The following is an 18,454-nucleotide window of genomic DNA, read 5'->3' on the forward strand; positions in this document are numbered from 1 at the left end:
CTGGAATGCGTTGACATTCGGGATTTTTTTTGCTATGTTATATAAGTTTACATATGATAAAGCTATGGTTTAAACTGAATAGGAGAAAGGATATGGATGTGGAGGAAAAGAAGGACATTTTTGATAAACTGATGCATCTTCCGGTGCTGAATATATTGGAACCTTTTTATAAGAAACATAAGGAAGTTCTGATGTATCTGTTCTTTGGAGGGCTCACATTTTTTCTGAACATTGCATTGTATGCATGGCTGGATAAGGGCCTGGGCATGAATGCGCTGATTGCCAATGTGATCTGCTGGGTGGTCTGCGTACTGTTCCAGTATTTTACAAACAGGACATGGGTATTCGACGGGCAGGTGGATTCCGCCGCCGGATTTTTAAAGCAGATGGCTTCGTTTTTCGGAGGCCGGCTCTTTACGCTGATTGTGGAGGAAGCAATCCTTGCGGTATTTATCACCTGGCTTGGATTTAACAGCATGGCAGTGAAACTTGTTGCTCAGGTGGTTGTGATCGTATTGAATTATGTGATCAGTAAATTGATTGTTTTTAAAAAATAAAAGATAGTTATATTTGTGGAAAAGGAGTTGGACTGAAATTGACAAAGGACAAGACCAATGATATGACCGTGGGAAATCCGGTGAGCCTGATCATCCGGTTTATGATTCCCATGTGTCTCGGAAATATTTTTCAGCAGTTTTATAACATTGCGGATTCCATTGTTGCGGGTCAGTTCCTGGGAGTAGATGCGCTGGCTGCAATCGGAAGCACCGGTTCACTGATGTTTTTTGTTACCGGATGGCTTAACGGACTGAGCAGTGGCTTTGCCATTCTGGTATCCCAGTGGTTCGGGGCGAAGCAATATGATAAGATGCGTCATTACGTAGCTATGTCCATTTATCTGGCAGCAGCCTTTGCCATTGTGATGACCATTGGCTTTGAGGCTTTGAATGAACCGATTCTGCGGCTGATGAATTCACCGGAGGATCTGATGGGATCTGTGAAGGGATATATGGGAATTATTTATGCAGGCCTGATCGTAACAGCGGCATATAATTCACTGGCAGCGTTTCTCCGTGCACTTGGAGATTCAAAATCTCCGCTGTATTTTCTGATCATTTCGGCAGTGATCAATGTGTTCCTGGATATTCTGTTTATTGTAAAAATCGGGATGGGAGTGGAAGGCTGTGCCTATGCTACGGTTATCGCGCAGGCAATTTCCGCAGTCTGCTGCCTGATCTATATTATCAAAAAGTTCCCGATCCTGCATCTGAAGAAAGAAAACTTTGAAGTTTCTTTTACCAGCTTCCGTTATCTGCTGGCCCTTGGTATTCCCATGGGACTTCAGTTTTCCATCACAGCGATCGGAACCATTATTGTGCAGGGTGCGGTAAATATTTACGGTTCTGTATATATGGCAGGATTTTCCGCTGCGGGAAAAATACAGAATATCATTGCAACTGTATTTGTAGCTTTTGGTGCGACGATGGCAACCTATGTAGGACAGAACCGGGGCGCCGGAAAGATGGACCGTGTAAAAGCAGGAATGAAATATACCCAGATCATGATCTTGATCTGGAGTGTGATCACTATGATCATTATGTTCTTTTTCGGAAAGTACATGACCTGGCTATTTATTGACAAATCCCAGACGGATGTTATTAATGTTTCTGTTACTTATTTTCATACGGTATTCTGGGCATATCCGTTCCTTGGAAGTATCTTCCTCTACCGAAACGGACTTCAGGGACTGGGATATGGCTTGGTTCCCATGCTGGGCGGTGTGTTTGAACTGGCGGCAAGAAGTGCGATCGTTATGTTTGTTGCAGGAAAAACAAGTTTTGCAGGTGTATGTCTGGCAGATCCTGCCGCATGGATCGCAGCGCTGATCCCTCTGATCCCGTATTATATTTATGTGATGAAAAAGTGGAGCAGGGGAAAAAAGGAAACTGCTGCCTGAGTGGGTATAATACAGAAAATGAAAAGAATAAATTTAGGCTTGCAATTATGGAAGATACAGTTATAATGATATTATAACTGCGGAAAAAACCAGGAAACCGGGATTCCGGGTAAGATTACAGATCCAGAAGGGAGAATATAGATCATGGAAATCACAAAGGAAACAACAATGGGCGAGATGCTTGCATACGATGAGAAGATTGCATACATTCTTATGCAGGAAGGAATGCACTGTATCGGCTGTCCGTCTTCTATCGGTGAGTCTCTTGAGGAGGCATGTATGGTACACGGACTTGATGTAAACGCTGTACTGGCAGACATCCATCATTATGAGGAAACCAAGAAACAGAAATAATCAGCAGTACAATTTATATTAGAACGTACAGATTACGGACCGCAAGGGGATAACGACTGTGCATGTCTTTTGGGCATGCCGTCGTTATCCCTTTTTTTGTGAGCAGACGATAAAGAGAGTCTTAAATATCTGCTTGATATGGAGGAAAAAAGCATGTATGTGATGATCGATAATTTCGATTCATTTGTTTATAATCTCAAGGCATATTTTCAGGAACTTGGAAGAGAGATCCTGGTCAGACGCTGCGACGAGATCACCCTGGAGGAGCTGGAGGAGCTGAACCCGGAAGGAATCATCCTTTCTCCGGGACCGAAGCGTCCCTGGGATGCGAAGCTCTGCGTAGATACCGTAAAAAGATTTCAGGGAAGGATTCCTGTTCTTGGTGTCTGTCTGGGCCATCAGGTGATCGGCCACTGCGCGGGAGCAGTAGTGGAAAAGGGCGTGTGTCCCATGCACGGAAAAGTAACAGAGATCCACAACCATGGAACAGGAGTGTTTGCAGGCCTGCCTGAGAAATACAAGGTGACAAGATACCATTCCCTGATCGTGCGGGAAGACAGCATTCCGGAGGAGTATCAGGTGGATGCGCTTTCTGATGATGGTGCTGTTATGGGAATTTCCCATAAAGCATTGCCTATCTATGGTGTGCAATTCCATCCGGAAGCCGTTCTTACGGAATATGGACATGAGCTTCTTGAGAATTTTTGCAGGATCGCGGAGAATTTTCAGAAGGAGGAGTAAAAATATGTACAAAAATCAGCGAAGAATAAAAGAACTGACCCCATATATCCCGGCAGTGGACATTTTTCGGATCTACGAGGGAGAACCCGGAGCAGCGTTTCTGGATTCCTCCCTTGTCAATGAGCTGGGACATTATTCTGTGATCGGAAGATGTCCGTATCTGAAGCTGGTAAAGGACGGAGAGAACTTTACTATCAACGGAAGGCCGGAAACAGAAACAACCTTTGAAGACTATATGCGGGAATATTTAAATACCCATGAAGACAAAAATAACAGCGGACTTCCCATCGTATCCGGTGCAGTAGGATATTTTTCCTATGATTACGGAAGAAAACAGATGGGAGTACCATCCGGAGAAAAGGATCTTGTGACTGTTCCGGAGGCAGTTCTGACGTTTTATGACTGTTTTATCATAGAAGACTGTCAGGAAAAAAGAACCTATCTTGTGTCAAACGGAATCAGTGCAGACGCTGCAGCAGAAATCAGAGCGATGGAAAAAGCAATCCGGGAATTTACAGAGGCGGGGAAACAGGAAGGATCGGAAACAGGGGAAAAAAAGGAATCCGGAAACAAGATGGTCACGGAAAATTCTCACCGTGAGAAATTCAGGATCCAGGTTCATCCCAACTTTGAGAAAGAAGAATACAAACAGGCAGTAGATCGGATGATCCGCTATATTATAGAGGGCGATATCTATATTGCCAATATGACGCAGCAGCTGACCATTGAAAGCGAAAAACCACCTCTGGATGTTTTTTATGATCTTCGGAAAAATAATCCGTCTCCTTTCGGCGGATATCTGGATTTCGGAGATTATCAGATCGTCTGTGCATCTCCGGAACGTTTTCTGAAGATGAAAGACCGTCATGTAAATACCCGTCCTATAAAGGGAACAAGAAAACGTGGCGTAACATCTGAGGAAGATGAAATGCTCCGTCGGGAGCTTCAGGATTCCGGAAAAGATAAGAGTGAACTTCTTATGATCGTAGACCTGGAGCGAAATGATCTGAACCGGGTATGTACACCGGGAAGCGTGAAGGTAACCGAGCTTTTTACAGTGGAAGCATACGCTACGGTTTTTCATCTGGTATCGGATATTGAAGGAAAACTGGAAGAAGGAAAAAATGTTATGGATCTTCTGGAAGCTGCATTCCCCGGCGGTTCTATTACCGGTGCGCCGAAATACCGTGCCATGGAGATCATTGACGAGCTGGAACACGGAAAGAGAAATCTTTATACAGGCTCTATCGGCTACCTGACACTGGACGGAAGCTGCGATTTCAATATTGTGATCCGTACAGCCCTTCATAAAGACGGAAAATATCACCTTGGTGTCGGCGGCGGGATCACAGCAGAGTCAGATCTGGAATTTGAGTATGAGGAGACTCTGCAGAAGGCGAAAGCGATCCTGGATGCACTGCAGTAGAGAAACATACAGAACGGTAAAAGTGAAAGGCTCTGTGGACAGATCAGAGAATCTGACAGGGACACTTCATAAGGAGGTCAAAGGAAATGAACAACATAACCTTAGATGAATGTTTTCAGTTCGGTCTGGGAGCATTTGAGACCATAGGAATAGAAAAGGGAACCCCCATACTTCTGGAAAAGCATCTGAAAAGACTGGAACGAGCGGCAGATTTCCTGAAGCTGGGTGATCCGGCAGTGCGTGGGATCACAGCCGGGAGGATCGAAGAATATCTGGAAGAACAAAAAAAACGCCCGGAGGTGCAGAAAGAATTTGACGGACTGGAACACTGTGCGCTGAAGCTTATGCTTACAAAGGAAAATGTAGTGTATTCTCTTCGTGCCAATCATTATACGCCGGAGAATTATGAAAAAGGCTTTATCATGGATGTCAGCAAGGTAAAACGAAATGAAACATCACCTCTTGTATATCACAAAACCATGAATTACGGAGATTGTATCCTGGAAAAACGTAATGCTACAGCAGCAGGAATGGATGAACGGTTGTTTCTGAATACAAAGAAACAGATATCGGAAGGGACAGTAAGTAATGTATTCTTTGTGCGAAATGGCATGATCTATACACCAAAAGTCAGCTGCGGACTTCTCCCGGGAATCCTCCGTGAATATCTCTGTGACACGGAAGAGGTGGAAGAAACCTATATCTATGTTCAGGATCTTAAATGGTATCAGGAATGCTTTGTCACCAATTCCCTGATGGGAATCATGCCGGTGCGTCAGATCGGAGGAATCCGGTTTGAGGAAGACAAAGTGACAAGGGAGCTGATGAGAAGATATCGGAAGATGGTCAGAGATACTGCGAATAGGAAACAAATCAGATAAATGTTATTGCGAAACTATCACATTCAGGAAAGGTGATGGAATGTGAAGATCCGGCTTTCCGGGAAATGTACCTGAGGATGGAGGTAATATAAACAGGAATTTGGAATGGTACATAGATTTATAACGGAATTTGAATGAAAGTGACCAATACAGTCAGAGATAAGCGTGCATTAACCAGGGAAAGCTAAGGTTGATGCACGTTTTTTGTGCAAACTCAACCAAAAACGTTCATGAATTTTGTGAAGTAATTTGATTGACTTTGAATGAATTTGGAAGTATACTGAGTTCAACAAATGAAAAACAACAAAAAGCGGTCAAAAACCGCAGGATAAAAGATATGGGAGGAGAAAAATGATCTGCACAGTTACTTTTAATCCGTCTCTGGACTATATCGTTTCCGTGGAGGATTTTAAACTCGGACTTACCAACCGAACAAGCTCTGAGCTGATGCTTCCGGGCGGAAAGGGAATCAACGTTTCCACCGTGCTGATGAATCTTGGAATCGAGAATACAGCACTTGGTTTCATGGCAGGATTCGTCGGAGATGAGATTGTAAGAAAGCTTGAGGAGATGGGAGTGAGATCTGATTTTATCAGGATCCCGGAAGGCGTTTCAAGGATCAACCTGAAGCTGAAATCTATTGATGGAACTGAGATCAACGGAATGGGACCGGAGATCAGCGCTGAAAAGGTTCAGGAGCTGATGAAGAAGCTTGACAGACTGAAAGAGGGAGATGTGCTTTTTCTGGCAGGAAGTATTCCTTCATCTATGCCGGATGATATGTATGAGAAGATCATGGCGAGGCTGGACGGAAAAGGCGTGATGATCGTTGTGGATGCAACGAGAGATCTTCTTGTAAATGTCCTGAAGTATCATCCGTTCCTGGTGAAGCCCAATAACCATGAGCTTGGAGAAATCTTCGGCGTAGAGCTTAAGAACCGTCAGGATGTGATCCCTTACGGAAAGAAGCTCCAGGAAAAAGGAGCCAGAAACGTGCTGATCTCAATGGCCGGTGAGGGAGCTGTCCTGGTAGCAGAAAACGGTCAGGTGTTTGAGAAACCGGCGCCGAAAGGAACACTGGTAAACGGCGTAGGAGCCGGAGATTCCATGGTAGCAGGCTTTATGGCAGGCTGGATGGAAAAACAGGATCACGAATATGCATTCCATATGGGAATTTCCGCAGGAAGTGCAAGTGCATTTTCTGAAAATCTTGCCACAAGGGAAGAAGTTCAGGCAGTATATGAACAGGTAACAGAGGGGTAAAGAAGAAAGGAGAAGGGAAGATGAGAATCACAGATCTGCTTGACAAACGAAGCATATCACTGGATGCTGCACCGAAGACGAAATCTGAAGCTCTGGACATGGTCGTAGATCTTATGGTAAAAAGTGAAAAGATCAGCGACAGGGAAGCTTATCGGAAACAGGTGTATTTAAGAGAGGAAGAAAGTACGACAGGAATCGGTGAGGGAATCGCTATTCCTCATGGAAAATGTGATGCGGTAAAGAAACCGGGACTTGCTGCCATGGTAGTAAAAAACGGCGTGGAATTTGAGGCACTGGATGATGAGCCGGTTACCCTTCTTTTCCTGATCGCAGCACCGAATACAGAAGATAACATTCATCTGGATGTACTCAGCAAGCTTTCCGTAATGCTGATGGATGATAATTTTACAGAATCCTTACGCAACGCAGGTTCTGTAGATGAATTTATGGAGATCATCGACAAGGCCGATGAGGAGAAAAAAGATATTGATGAAAGACTGGCAGATACAGGAAGTTCCGAAGGAGCCAGAGCTAAACTGCTGGCAGTTACCTCCTGCCCCACAGGTATTGCCCACACCTACATGGCAGCAGAGGGACTGGAAAAAGCAGCAAAGGCGAAAGACTGTTTCATTAAAATAGAGACACGAGGCTCCGGTGGAGCAAAAAATGTACTTACGGATCAGGAGATCCGGGAGGCAGACTGCATCATTGTAGCTGCAGATGCCAAGGTTCCCATGGATCGTTTCGATGGAAAGAAAGTCATCGAATGTCAGGTTTCAGATGGAATCAGCAAAGCGGACCAGCTTGTTGAACGTGCGATTTCCGGAGATGTTCCGGTATATCATGCAGCAGCAGGCAGTCAGAGCTCTTCCTCAAATGCAAAAGCAGGCGGCGGAGCAGGCCACAAGATCTATATGCAGCTGATGAACGGGGTATCTCATATGCTTCCACTGGTTGTAGGCGGTGGTATCCTGATCGCTCTTGCATTCCTGATCGATGGTTTAAGTGTAGATTTGAGTTCCCTTCCTGCAGACCAGAGAGCAAACTTTGGTACCATCACACCGGTAGCGGCTGTTCTGAAAAACATTGGTGGAACCGCATTTGGTTTCATGCTTCCGATCCTGGCCGGATTTATTGCAATGGCCATCGGTGACAGACCGGCACTTGCAGTTGGACTTGTGGGCGGTATGATCGCGGCAAACGGAAAATCCGGTTTCCTCGGAGCACTTCTTGCAGGCTTCCTTGCAGGATATCTGATCCTTGGACTTCGTAAGGTTTGTGATAAGCTTCCGGAAGCACTGGAAAAAATAGCGCCTGTACTGATCTATCCGGTTGTTGGTGTCCTTCTTATGGGACTCTGTATGACCTTCGTTGTAGAGCCGATCATGGGCGGTATCAATACAGGATTAAATAATGCCTTGACAGGCATGGGAAATTCAAGTAAAGTAATTTTAGGGTTGGTTCTTGGTGGTATGATGGCCATTGATATGGGCGGCCCGTTCAACAAAGCAGCATATGTATTTGGTACAGCAGCTATTGCGGCAGGCAACTATGACATTATGGCAGCAGTTATGGTGGGAGGTATGACTCCTCCGTGTGCCATCGCACTCGCATCCCTGCTGTTTAAAGACAAATTTACAAAAGAAGAGCGTGAGGCAGGACCGACCAACTTTATTATGGGACTTGCATTTATCACAGAAGGTGCGATTCCTTTTGCGGCATCTGACCCGGTCCATGTACTTCCGTCCTGTATCGTCGGTTCCGCAGCAGCCGGAGCGATCTCCATGTTCTTCAACTGTACACTGATGGCACCACATGGCGGAATCTTCGTATTCCCGGTTGTAGGTAATGCAATGATGTATCTGGTCGCACTGGTTGTGGGAACTCTGATCTCAGCTGTACTTCTCGGGGTACTGAAGAAAAAAGTTGCTTAAATTTTTTTAAATTAAAATAAAAACTGGAGGATAAAGAAATGAAAGAATTCAAGTATGTAGTAACAGATAACGAAGGAATCCATGCACGTCCGGCCGGAGAGCTTGTGAAGCTTGTAAAAGGTTTCGAGTCCAAGATCACTATCGAGAAGGACGGCAAGACTGTAGAGTGCAGAAAGCTTCTTGCACTTATGGGACTTGGCGTAAAGAAGGGACATGAGGTTACCTTTACATTCGATGGTGCAGATGAGGATGCAGCATACGAGGCAGTAAGCAAATTCATGCAGGAGAACCTGTAATCTCAGAATGAGTGAACAGAAGGCATCCCGGTCCGGTCGATCGGGATGTCTTTTTTGAAGGAGGAAAAGGAATGCTGACGGAGCAGAGATACGAGATCATACTCGGCCTTCTCAGAGAAAAAAACAGTGTTACGGTAACAGAACTGAAAGATATCCTGGATGCATCGGAATCTACGGTCCGCAGAGACATCACGGCGCTTTACAAGGCGGGGAAGCTGACCAGGGTTTTTGGCGGTGCGGTGGCGCTGGAACATACTGTCAATGCCTATGAGCCTACCGTAGCCCAGAAAGTTGAGCTGAATATTGAAGAAAAAAAGAAGATCGCAGCCTATGCGGCAGCTCTGATCCGTCCGGAAGATTTTGTGTATCTGGATGCGGGAACGACTACCGGATATATGCTGGAGCATCTGGAAGGCTCCGGGGCGACTTTTGTCACCAATGGTGTTTCCCATGCCAGGGCTCTGGCTCAGATGGGAGTCCGTGTGCTGCTGATCGGCGGAGAACTGAAGGGATCTACGGAAGCTGTGATCGGAAGTCAGGCCATGCAGATGCTGAAGAATTATCATTTTACAAAGGGCTTTTTCGGGACCAACGGGATGACTCAGAGAGAAGGCTTTACCACGCCGGAATCCAATGAAGCACTGGTAAAGCGAACCGCCATGGAGCAGTGTCTGGAAAAGTACGTAGTGTCTGACAGCTCCAAATTCGGACAGATCAGTGCGGTGACGTTCTTTTCATTTGACGGAGCAGTGATCCTGACGGAAAGCTGTTCCAAAGAATATAAAGATTGCAGAAATATACAGATCGTATCATAGAAAGATCGCAAAAAAAACCGGTTTGGAAGAAAAAATTCTTCGTAAACCGGTTTTTTGTTTGCTGAGGATCTGTTTCAGGCTTCCCTGGAGATCATGGCTTCTAGATCTTCTACGGAAATGTCTTTTTTGTGCATCAGCTTGAGCAGACGTTTCAGTTCAGCAGCTTCCTTTGCCTTTTTTTCAGCTTTGCGGATCTCATCCAGCTGAGCTGCCAGTGCAGTTTTTTCATCCTCCAGCGCTGCTATCTTTTCGGTGCAGGCAGCAATCTTGGAATCTACTTTGGAAATTTTCTCATTGAGTACTTCTATCTTTGTACGTCTCTGTGCCATATGAAACCTCCTGATAAAAATATTACTTCTTATACACTATACAATAGCATAAACGACGATGAAATACAATTGTGAATTGATGTGCAATATGTTATCATGAATGTATATAATATTTCAGAAACGCAGGAAAATACTATGGATAAAGATAAGGGTGTATTTATGACTGCCCGGGAAGTAAATATGGAAATAGAAATGCTGAAGACGGTTTTTGACATTGTAAGACTGGTGGATGTCAGCCGTACAGCTCCGGTAAATATTGGCTTAGACGATTGCTCTTATGAAGCAGAACATAAATGCTTTGCAGTGTGGAATAAAGGCAGAAGATGTGAGAACTGTATTTCTGCCAAAGTTTTTGCCCGTAAAAACAAAATGACGAAATTTGAGTTCGTCAATGATGACATTTATCAGGTAATCGCCAAATATGTGGTTATAGACGGGACACCTCTTGTCATGGAAATGGTCTTTAAAATGACGGATAAGATCTTTCTGGGAGCTTATGGAAGCGGATCTCTGATCGATAAGATCAGCAGATTCAACCGGGAATTATATGAAGATCCGCTGACTGGTGCCAGAAACCGGAGATATTTTGAGGAACAGCTGAAATCCCTGGATAAGATGGGGGCTATAGCTATGATCGACGTGGACAATTTTAAACAGATCAATGACAGCTATGGCCATGTAGCTGGAGATGCGGCGCTTTGTACCATTGTCAGAACGATCTTTGAGCATGTGCGGGCAGATGACGTGGTACTGCGTTATGGAGGAGACGAATTTCTTCTGATGTTTGAAGAAATCCCGGAAAAGGTATTTCAGCAGAAGCTGGAAGATATCCGGGAAGAGATCGCAATGGCAGATGTGCCGGAATACAAAGAAATCCGGCTTTCCATGAGCGTGGGAGGTGTATATGGAAGCTGTAAGGTCAGAGATGGAGTGATGGAAGCGGACAGGCTTCTCTATCAGGCCAAGCGGCAAAAAAACTGTGTTGCCTACAAGAGGATCTGACGGAAATGACATGACAGTCATTGAAAGCAGAATTATGTAACAGGCGCATGAGGTGTATATCTGGCAAGTGAAAGGGAGAATAGGGATATGAAGATAATCGCAAGGATCAGAAGTGATTTTCCGACAAAATTCGGAATCCCGCGTCAGAGCGGTCGAGTGGAAGAACTGACAGCCTGTATTGTTTTTGAACCGGAATACCGGGTACGTGAAGCAGTAAAGGGACTGGAAGATTTTTCGCATATCTGGCTGCTGTGGGAGTTTTCACAGTCGATCCGTGAGAACTGGTCCCCTACAGTACGTCCGCCACGCCTGGGCGGAAATGAAAGGATGGGCGTATTTGCCACCAGATCGCCCTTCCGTCCCAATCCTGTAGGCTTATCCTGTGTGAAGCTTGAAAAAATCGATCTGGAAAGCAAAGAAGCTCCTGTACTGATCGTATCCGGTGCGGACCTGATGGACGGAACCCCCATCTATGATATCAAGCCATATCTGCCTGTGGCAGACTGCCATCCGGAAGCGCTGGGCGGCTTTGCGACGAAGGTGGAGCAGCATTTTCTGCAGGTAGAGATCCCGGAAGAATGGAAGGCAAGGATTCCGGAGGATAAGCTTACTGCGTTGGAAGGCGTGCTCAGAGAGGATCCGAGGCCTGCCTACCAGAAAGATCCGGAGAGGATATACGGAATGCCTTTTGCAGGAATGGATGTTCATTTTCAGGTAAAAAACGGCATACTTACAGTATGTGAGATCACAGGATATAAAAAATCAGACAGAATTTAAAATTACCTTTGACAAACTTTTTGTGAGATGGTATTATAATAAGTGAGTTAGCAAGTGCTAACTCAATATTTTAAAAGTGAAGTTAGCTTAAAATAACCTTGAAACAGTCATATAAAAGTTCAGAGATCAAAGGAGAGTGAATTATGAGCGTTGTAATTGTAGGCGGTAATGAAAGAATGGTATGTCAGTATGAGGATATCTGCAAAGGCTTCGGATGCAAGGCGAAAGTTTTTGCCAAGGAAAAAGGAGCCATGAAGAAAAAGATCGGGGTGCCGGATCTGATGATCCTGTTCACCAGTACCGTTTCCCACAAAATGGTAAACTGCGCAGTAGAAGAAGCAAAGAAAAAATCCATTCCGGTATGCCGCTGTCACACAAGCAGCGCTGCAGCTCTCGAGAACATTCTGAAGCAGTACTGTGCATAAGAAACAGGTCAGGAGATACTTTTCTCTTGTATAATTTGACTTTTTTTGCAGAAATGTTACGGAAATGCTTGCAAAATTACAAATTATTCAATAAAATAGCCGTAGGTTTCTGTGGTAAAGCGTTGCAGTGAATGGTGAAAAGGCGGCGCTGGAAGTCGAAATTACAGGTGAGAGGTGTTATCATGAAAAAAGTTGTAAAATTCGGTGGAAGTTCTCTTGCAAATGCGGAGCAGTTCCAGAAAGTGGGCGATATCATCCGCAGTGATGAGAGCCGCCGTTATGTAGTTCCGTCAGCTCCGGGAAAGAGATTTGACGAGGATATCAAAGTGACGGATATGCTTTATGGATGTTATGACGCAGCATCCAAAGGGGAGGATATCACTGAGAAGATCAATGCAATCAAGGCGCGATATTATGAGATCATCAAGGGACTCGGACTGAGCCTTTCTCTTGAGGAGGAGTTCAAGAAGATCGATGAGGATTTCCGTGCACAGGCAGGAATCCAGTATGCGGCATCCAGAGGAGAGTTCCTCAATGGTAAGATCATGGCTGCATATCTTGGATATGATTTTGTGGATGCAGCTTCTGTGATCCGTTTTGATAAAGCTGGTAATCTGGAAGCGGAGGAGACCAATAAACTCCTTTCCAAAAAACTCAGCAAATCCCAGCATGCGGTTATTCCGGGATTTTACGGCGCATGTGCAGATGGCACAGTAAAGACATTTTCCAGAGGTGGTTCTGATGTGACAGGTTCCCTGGTTGCAAAGGCTATCCATGCAGATATTTATGAGAACTGGACGGACGTTTCCGGTTTTCTTGTAACAGATCCGCGTATCGTTCACAATCCGGAGCCTATCGAGGCGATCACATACAGAGAGCTTCGTGAGCTTTCCTACATGGGAGCTACTGTTCTTCATGAGGATGCCATTTTCCCGGTTCGTAAAGAGGGAATTCCGATCAATATCCGTAACACAAACAGCCCGGAGGATAAAGGTACTCTGATCGTAGAGAGCACCTGTAAGAAGCCGAAATTTACTATTACCGGTATCGCCGGAAAGAAAGGCTTCTGCTCTATTAATATCGAGAAATCCATGATGAATAGTGAGATCGGGTTCGGACGCAAGGTACTTCAGGTATTTGAAGATCAGGGGATCAGCTTTGAGCATGTACCATCCGGAATCGATACCATGACTGTATATGTTCATCAGGACGAATTTGAGGAGAAAGAGCAGCAGGTTATCGCAGGTATCCACCGTCTGGTGCAGCCTGATTTTGTGGAGATGGAATCTGACCTTGCACTGATCGCAGTTGTTGGTCGTGGAATGAAATCCCAGAGGGGCACTGCAGGAAGGATCTTCTCTGCTCTTGCCCATGCAAATGTAAACGTAAAAATGATCGACCAGGGTTCCAGTGAGCTGAATATCATCATCGGTGTAGAGAATCGTGATTTCGAAAAAGCAGTCAGAGCAATCTACGATATTTTTGTTCTGACACGGATATAAACAAAATCCGGAAACGGATTTTGTTTATGAGGAAGTAGCGAAGCGGATTCCGAATATCCGATTTATATAAATCCGGAAACGGATTCCGAATATCCGATTTATTTAAAACCGCCGCAGTACGTGTAACATACCGTCCTGCGGCGGTTTTTTATGGAAAAAATCCAAGATTTATCTAAAAATAATACAATCAAATTCAACAGGATTTCCAAAGGAAAGACAAAGATATTGTACATTGTGTCGAAAAAAGTTTGATATGAAATAAACAGTATTGACAAAAACTTAACTTTTGTGTAAAACTGAAATATGAAAAAATCAGAAAGGCAGGCGGTCAGCTATGGAGAAACAGATCAAACTGGATGAAAAAAGTGCACAGGAGTTTGTCAGTGCAGCCAGCAGATGTAATTTTGATATTGATGTATTTTATAACCGTATTATCATTGATGCAAAGTCGATCCTCGGACTTTTGAGTCTGGATCTGACAAAGACTCTGACAGTAAAGTGTTACGGAGAAGACGAGGATTTTAATCGTGTTCTTTCCAAGTATGCAGCAGGTTGAGAAATATGAATAAAGAAAAACGGTGATAAAAGGGCGCAGTTCATGAGAAGAAAAGCAGAACATGCGTCCTTTTTATTATGGGAAGCTTTCGGATCATATTTTATGGTATAATCCTGGTATAGCATGGAAAAAGAATAGCTGCCGGACTGGAATTCCGGCAGCTGCCGGGAGTGAAAATATGGAAAAACCAAGAGTGCGGATTTCTGTCAGAAATCTTGTGGAATTTATACTGAGGAGCGGAGATCTGGATAACAGCAGTGGGACATCCGGAGATAAGGAAGCCATGTTAAAAGGCGGAAGGCTTCACCGCAAGATACAGCGGAGTATGAAGGGCGATTATCAGGCGGAGGTTTCTCTGAAAAAAGAAAGTGAATACGACGATGTGGTCATTCAGGTCGAGGGCCGTGCAGATGGGATCTTTACAGAGGACGGAGCCGTTTATATTGATGAGATCAAGGGGACTTACGGAAATGTCCAGGCAATGGACATGCCAATACCTGTCCACCGTGCCCAGGCCATGTGTTACGGAATGATCTGGGGAGAAAAAGAAGGGATTTCTGAAATCCACATTCAGATGACCTACGCTCATCTTGAGACGGAAGAAACCAGGAGATTTCGTGAGGATTTTTCCATAGAGGAGCTTAAAGGCTGGTATCAGAAGCTTCTGGATGCCTATCACAAATGGATCGCATATTCTCTTAACTGGAAAAAAGAGAGAAATGCATCCATGAAGGATCTGCAGTTTCCGTTTCCATACAGAGAAGGGCAGCGGGATATTGTTAGTGGTGTGTACCATACGGTTTCCAGCGGGAAGACCTTATTTGTTCAGGCGCCTACCGGTGTGGGAAAAACCATGTCTGCCATTTTTCCGTCCGTGCGCGCCATCGGTGAGGGAAAAGGTGAAACACTTTTTTATCTTACCGCAAAAACCATCACAGGAACTGTGGCGCAGGAGGCATTTCACATCCTGCGGGAAAAAGGTCTGAAATTCAAGGTAACGGCGATCACGGCAAAGGAAAAGCTGTGTTTTCAGGATACTCCGGAATGTACACCGGAGAAATGTCCTTATGCAAAGGGGCATTTTGACCGGGTAAATGATGCGGTTTATGAGCTCTGGACCACTGAAGAGGTATATTCCAGAGAAGTGATCCGTGTTCATGCAGAAAAATGGCAGGTGTGCCCTTTTGAAATGTGTCTGGATCTTTCAATCTGGGTAGACGGGATCATCTGTGATTATAATTACGTGTTTGATCCCAATGTTCATCTGAAACGTTTTTTCGGGGAAAATATTTCCGGGGATTATATTTTTCTGATCGATGAGGCACATAATCTGGTAGAACGTGGCAGAGAGATGTACAGTGCCGGTATTTCCCGTCAGAGTCTGGTAGCACTTCGAAAGAAGATAAGAAAGAGATTTTCAAAACTGGCCAGAACACTGGATAAAGCAAATCGCCAGATGATGGAACTGGAAGAGAATCTTGCGGAAACAGGAAAAGGGTATCAGGTGCTTCCCAATCCCGGAGTACTGCCGATCACATTTCTTACGATATCAGGTGAACTGGAAGAAATACTGGAGGAAAAAGAACTGGAAGAAGAACTACGCAGGGAAATACTGGAGTTTTATTTTATAGTGCGTGATTTTTTAAATGTTTCAGAGCTGGTAGATGAAAATTATGTAGTATATACCGAAAACAGCGCAGAAGAAGGATTTCGTCTGAGGCTGTTCTGTGTGAACCCGGCAGAAAATCTGGGAGAATACCTGAAAAAAGGGAAAAGTGCTATTTTCTTTTCAGCTACAATGTTTCCCATGCTCTATTACCGGGAGCTTTTGACAACAGACCGTGATGCCTATGGGATTTATGTGCAGTCTCCTTTCCCAAAAGAAAACCGCAGGATTCTTATCGGCAGCGACGTAAGCAGCCGGTATACCCGGAGAAATCGTGCAGAATACCGGAAGATCGCCGGATATATTGCCAGATGTGTCTGGCAGAGGCAGGGAAATTATATGGTGTTTTTTCCGTCGTATCGTCTTATGGAAGACGTACTGCAGGTTTATGAGGAAGAATTTTCCGTAGACTGGGTGCGCTGCGTGTGTCAGACGCCGGATATGACAGAACAGGAACGGGAAGGATTTTTGGAGGAATTTCAGGAACGGGAAGGTACCCTGGTAGGGTTCTGTGTCCTTGGAGGGATTTTTTCTGAGGGTGTTGATCTGACAGGGGAAAGTCTGATCGGGGCAGTGATCGTAGGAACCGGACTTCCCCAGATCGGCAGTCAGCGTGAGATCCTGAAAGAGTATTACGATAAAAAGAATCACTGTGGTTTTGATTATGCATATCGCTATCCGGGTATGAACAAGGTGCTTCAGGCCGCCGGGCGCGTGATCCGCACAAAAGAGGACAAAGGCGTGATATTGCTTCTGGATGACCGCTTCTGGGATCGGGATTACCAGGAAATCTTTCCCAGGGAATGGCAGGACCGTACAGGCTGCAGGCTGGATACGGTAGAAGGTGCAGTGGAGACGTTCTGGAAGAGGTTTACTTGACAGAACGGAGAAATCCGATATACTTATAGAGTCTTTATCTGGAAAATCACTGGAGGAATGTGTGGATGCCGGATCAGGACAAGAAACTGTAAAATAGGATCATAAGAAAAGTGAAAGAAGTATATGAGACGAAAAAAAATATATAAAGCATTGGCATTTTGTCTGAGCACAGTGATGCTCGCACAGCCGGTTTTTGCGACAACAGTGCAGCAGACGGCACAGGGAAGCCTTGGTTCTGTTACGGAGGAGTCCCAGATACTTCCAATTCCTGGTGAAAGCGGGAAATATATTCTGAAAAGCAATGGCTTTTACTGCCTGAATGAAGATGGAACCAAAGAAAATACTCCGGCAGTGTATTATTTTGATCATTTTGAGATCGACGGAACGGTTTTTGATGGATATTATTATCACGACGAAAGCGGTAAATTTACAGCGGGAAACTCGCATATGGTCCAGATCACCGATCTGAAGGCTCCGGCAAAAGACGGCAGCGGTGAGGAAGTTTCTTTTGACGGCTGTTATATGGTAAACAATCTGGGAAAACTCAGCGCCTCTCCACAGGTACGTTATATGGATGAGCTGGTGGTGGACAAAACAACATACAACGGGCTGTATTATTTTGATGAATATGGAAAAATGGTCACAGATCCAGGTATCCATTATCTGGAAATGAATGCTGCAGGACAGATGTTTGACGGATATTATTATTTTGGCGGAGAAAACGGCGTTCTGCTCCAGGAAGAGGGAGAGACTCCGGAGGGATTTTCCGTGGATAAATCTGGAAAAGTCGAGACGAAAGATCTGGGAATGGATGGCCTTGAGAAACGGCTTGCGAATCTTCTTGGAACCTATGAGGGTACATGGAGCGTTTATGTAAAGGATCTGATCAGTGATCAGGAGTTTGAACAGAATAGTCAGTCACTGTACTCAGCCAGTCTGATCAAAGTGTTTGTCATGGCCCAGACCTATGCCAACATGGATGCAGTCCTTCAGAACGAAGCGGCAAAAATGAAAAAAGATGTTACAGATCCGTCCGTATCCACAAAGGTCAATGACCTTCTCTGGAATATGATCACAGTCAGTGACAATGAATCTTTTAATGAGCTGGTACGTCTGCAGACAGCATCGGGTGTTTTTAAGGACGGAGCACAGGCTGTAAATGGATTTCTTGCGGAACAGAAATTTGCAGATACTTCCGTACAGCATATCTTAAGCCCGTCCTCTTCAAAGGACGTCGGCCTCGGTGGCAGGAACACCACTTCCGTAAAAGACTGCGCAGAGCTTCTTTCCCGGATCTATAAAGGAGAATGTGTATCGAAAGAAGCTTCGGAGGCTATGCTGAACCTGCTTCTGAACCAGCAGGTTACTACTAAGATCCCCAGCGGGATATCTGTGTCCGTGGAAATTGCAAATAAGACTGGAGAAACGGATACGGACCAGCATGATATCGCCATTGTATATGGAGAAAAGACTACATATATCCTCTGTGTGATGTCAGAAGACTGTAAACCTGGGGATGCAGTTTCGCATATCCGGGATATTTCCGGTATTGTTTATAATTATCTGAATATGGACCTTGACCAGGGGTGATCTGTGAGTTAGAATAAAAAACAGCTGAGCAAGATCCTGATGGATATTTCCGCCAGAGAAG

General features: G+C 44.8%; 18 protein-coding genes. 17 read left to right on the top strand and 1 reads right to left on the bottom strand.

What is annotated here, in order from left to right:
* Nucleotides 1-92 precede the first annotated feature (92 nt).
* The 10 genes from NQ489_RS06475 to NQ489_RS06520 all read left to right on the top strand — a co-directional run bounded on the left by NQ489_RS06475 (nt 93) and on the right by NQ489_RS06520 (nt 9,667).
* The gene (locus tag NQ489_RS06475) at nt 93-557 is read left to right on the top strand and encodes a GtrA family protein (protein ID WP_044961189.1); all 465 of its coding nucleotides are present in this window, start codon (nt 93-95) and stop codon (nt 555-557) included.
* A gap of 62 nt (nt 558-619) precedes the next feature.
* Nucleotides 620-1,957 (top strand): MATE family efflux transporter, encoded by a 1,338-nt coding sequence (locus NQ489_RS06480; protein ID WP_021650998.1) that lies wholly within the window; start codon nt 620-622, stop codon nt 1,955-1,957.
* A 144-nt stretch (nt 1,958-2,101) separates the two neighbouring features.
* Nucleotides 2,102-2,311, top strand: a complete 210-nt coding sequence (locus NQ489_RS06485; protein WP_021650997.1) for a DUF1858 domain-containing protein — start codon at nt 2,102-2,104, stop codon at nt 2,309-2,311.
* A gap of 153 nt (nt 2,312-2,464) precedes the next feature.
* On the top strand, nt 2,465-3,052 hold the full coding sequence (locus NQ489_RS06490; protein ID WP_044961185.1) for an anthranilate synthase component II: 588 nt from the start codon (nt 2,465-2,467) through the stop codon (nt 3,050-3,052).
* Nucleotides 3,053-3,056: 4 nt separating this feature from the next.
* Nucleotides 3,057-4,478: an aminodeoxychorismate synthase component I gene (gene pabB / locus NQ489_RS06495; RefSeq protein WP_021650995.1), complete on the top strand. Its 1,422-nt coding sequence runs from the start codon at nt 3,057-3,059 to the stop codon at nt 4,476-4,478.
* A gap of 86 nt (nt 4,479-4,564) precedes the next feature.
* Nucleotides 4,565-5,359 (top strand): aminotransferase class IV, encoded by a 795-nt coding sequence (locus NQ489_RS06500; protein WP_021650993.1) that lies wholly within the window; start codon nt 4,565-4,567, stop codon nt 5,357-5,359.
* A gap of 351 nt (nt 5,360-5,710) precedes the next feature.
* Nucleotides 5,711-6,622 (top strand): 1-phosphofructokinase, encoded by a 912-nt coding sequence (gene pfkB / locus NQ489_RS06505; protein ID WP_021650992.1) that lies wholly within the window; start codon nt 5,711-5,713, stop codon nt 6,620-6,622.
* Between the two features lie 20 nt (nt 6,623-6,642).
* A complete protein-coding gene (locus tag NQ489_RS06510) occupies nt 6,643-8,556 on the top strand; it encodes a PTS fructose transporter subunit IIABC (protein WP_021650991.1) in 1,914 nt (637 codons plus the stop codon).
* Nucleotides 8,557-8,594: 38 nt separating this feature from the next.
* On the top strand, nt 8,595-8,852 hold the full coding sequence (locus NQ489_RS06515; protein WP_015525831.1) for an HPr family phosphocarrier protein: 258 nt from the start codon (nt 8,595-8,597) through the stop codon (nt 8,850-8,852).
* Nucleotides 8,853-8,923: 71 nt separating this feature from the next.
* Complete coding sequence (locus NQ489_RS06520; RefSeq protein ID WP_044961183.1) at nt 8,924-9,667, top strand: DeoR/GlpR family DNA-binding transcription regulator; 744 nt, start codon at nt 8,924-8,926, stop codon at nt 9,665-9,667.
* 74 nt (nt 9,668-9,741) lie between these two features.
* On the opposite strand, the gene NQ489_RS06525 is transcribed toward NQ489_RS06520, so the two are convergent.
* Nucleotides 9,742-9,996 carry a hypothetical protein gene (locus tag NQ489_RS06525; protein ID WP_015525832.1) on the bottom strand — a complete coding sequence of 85 codons (255 nt, stop codon included), beginning with the start codon at nt 9,994-9,996 and terminating at the stop codon, nt 9,742-9,744.
* A gap of 135 nt (nt 9,997-10,131) precedes the next feature.
* On the opposite strand from NQ489_RS06525, the gene NQ489_RS06530 reads away from it, so the two are divergent.
* The 7 genes from NQ489_RS06530 (at nt 10,132) to NQ489_RS06560 (ending at nt 18,393) form a co-directional block, all read left to right on the top strand.
* Nucleotides 10,132-10,998: a GGDEF domain-containing protein gene (locus NQ489_RS06530; RefSeq protein ID WP_049946985.1), complete on the top strand. Its 867-nt coding sequence runs from the start codon at nt 10,132-10,134 to the stop codon at nt 10,996-10,998.
* 87 nt (nt 10,999-11,085) lie between these two features.
* Nucleotides 11,086-11,775 (top strand): tRNA (N6-threonylcarbamoyladenosine(37)-N6)-methyltransferase TrmO, encoded by a 690-nt coding sequence (gene tsaA, locus NQ489_RS06535; protein WP_021650988.1) that lies wholly within the window; start codon nt 11,086-11,088, stop codon nt 11,773-11,775.
* Between the two features lie 143 nt (nt 11,776-11,918).
* Nucleotides 11,919-12,200, top strand: coding sequence for a DUF2325 domain-containing protein (locus NQ489_RS06540; RefSeq protein WP_015525835.1), 282 nt, complete (start codon nt 11,919-11,921; stop codon nt 12,198-12,200).
* Between the two features lie 182 nt (nt 12,201-12,382).
* A complete protein-coding gene (locus NQ489_RS06545) occupies nt 12,383-13,702 on the top strand; it encodes an aspartate kinase (protein WP_015525836.1) in 1,320 nt (439 codons plus the stop codon).
* Between the two features lie 334 nt (nt 13,703-14,036).
* On the top strand, nt 14,037-14,258 hold the full coding sequence (locus NQ489_RS06550) for an HPr family phosphocarrier protein (RefSeq protein WP_015525837.1): 222 nt from the start codon (nt 14,037-14,039) through the stop codon (nt 14,256-14,258).
* 178 nt (nt 14,259-14,436) lie between these two features.
* Nucleotides 14,437-16,803, top strand: a complete 2,367-nt coding sequence (locus NQ489_RS06555) for an ATP-dependent DNA helicase (RefSeq protein ID WP_044961214.1) — start codon at nt 14,437-14,439, stop codon at nt 16,801-16,803.
* Between the two features lie 123 nt (nt 16,804-16,926).
* Nucleotides 16,927-18,393 (top strand): serine hydrolase, encoded by a 1,467-nt coding sequence (locus NQ489_RS06560; protein ID WP_021650984.1) that lies wholly within the window; start codon nt 16,927-16,929, stop codon nt 18,391-18,393.
* Nucleotides 18,394-18,454: the final 61 nt, after the last annotated feature.

It is taken from the genome of Blautia sp. KLE_1732_HM_1032, from assembly GCF_025147905.1.
In the GTDB taxonomy this organism is placed as follows: domain Bacteria; phylum Bacillota; class Clostridia; order Lachnospirales; family Lachnospiraceae; genus Blautia_A; species Blautia_A fusiformis.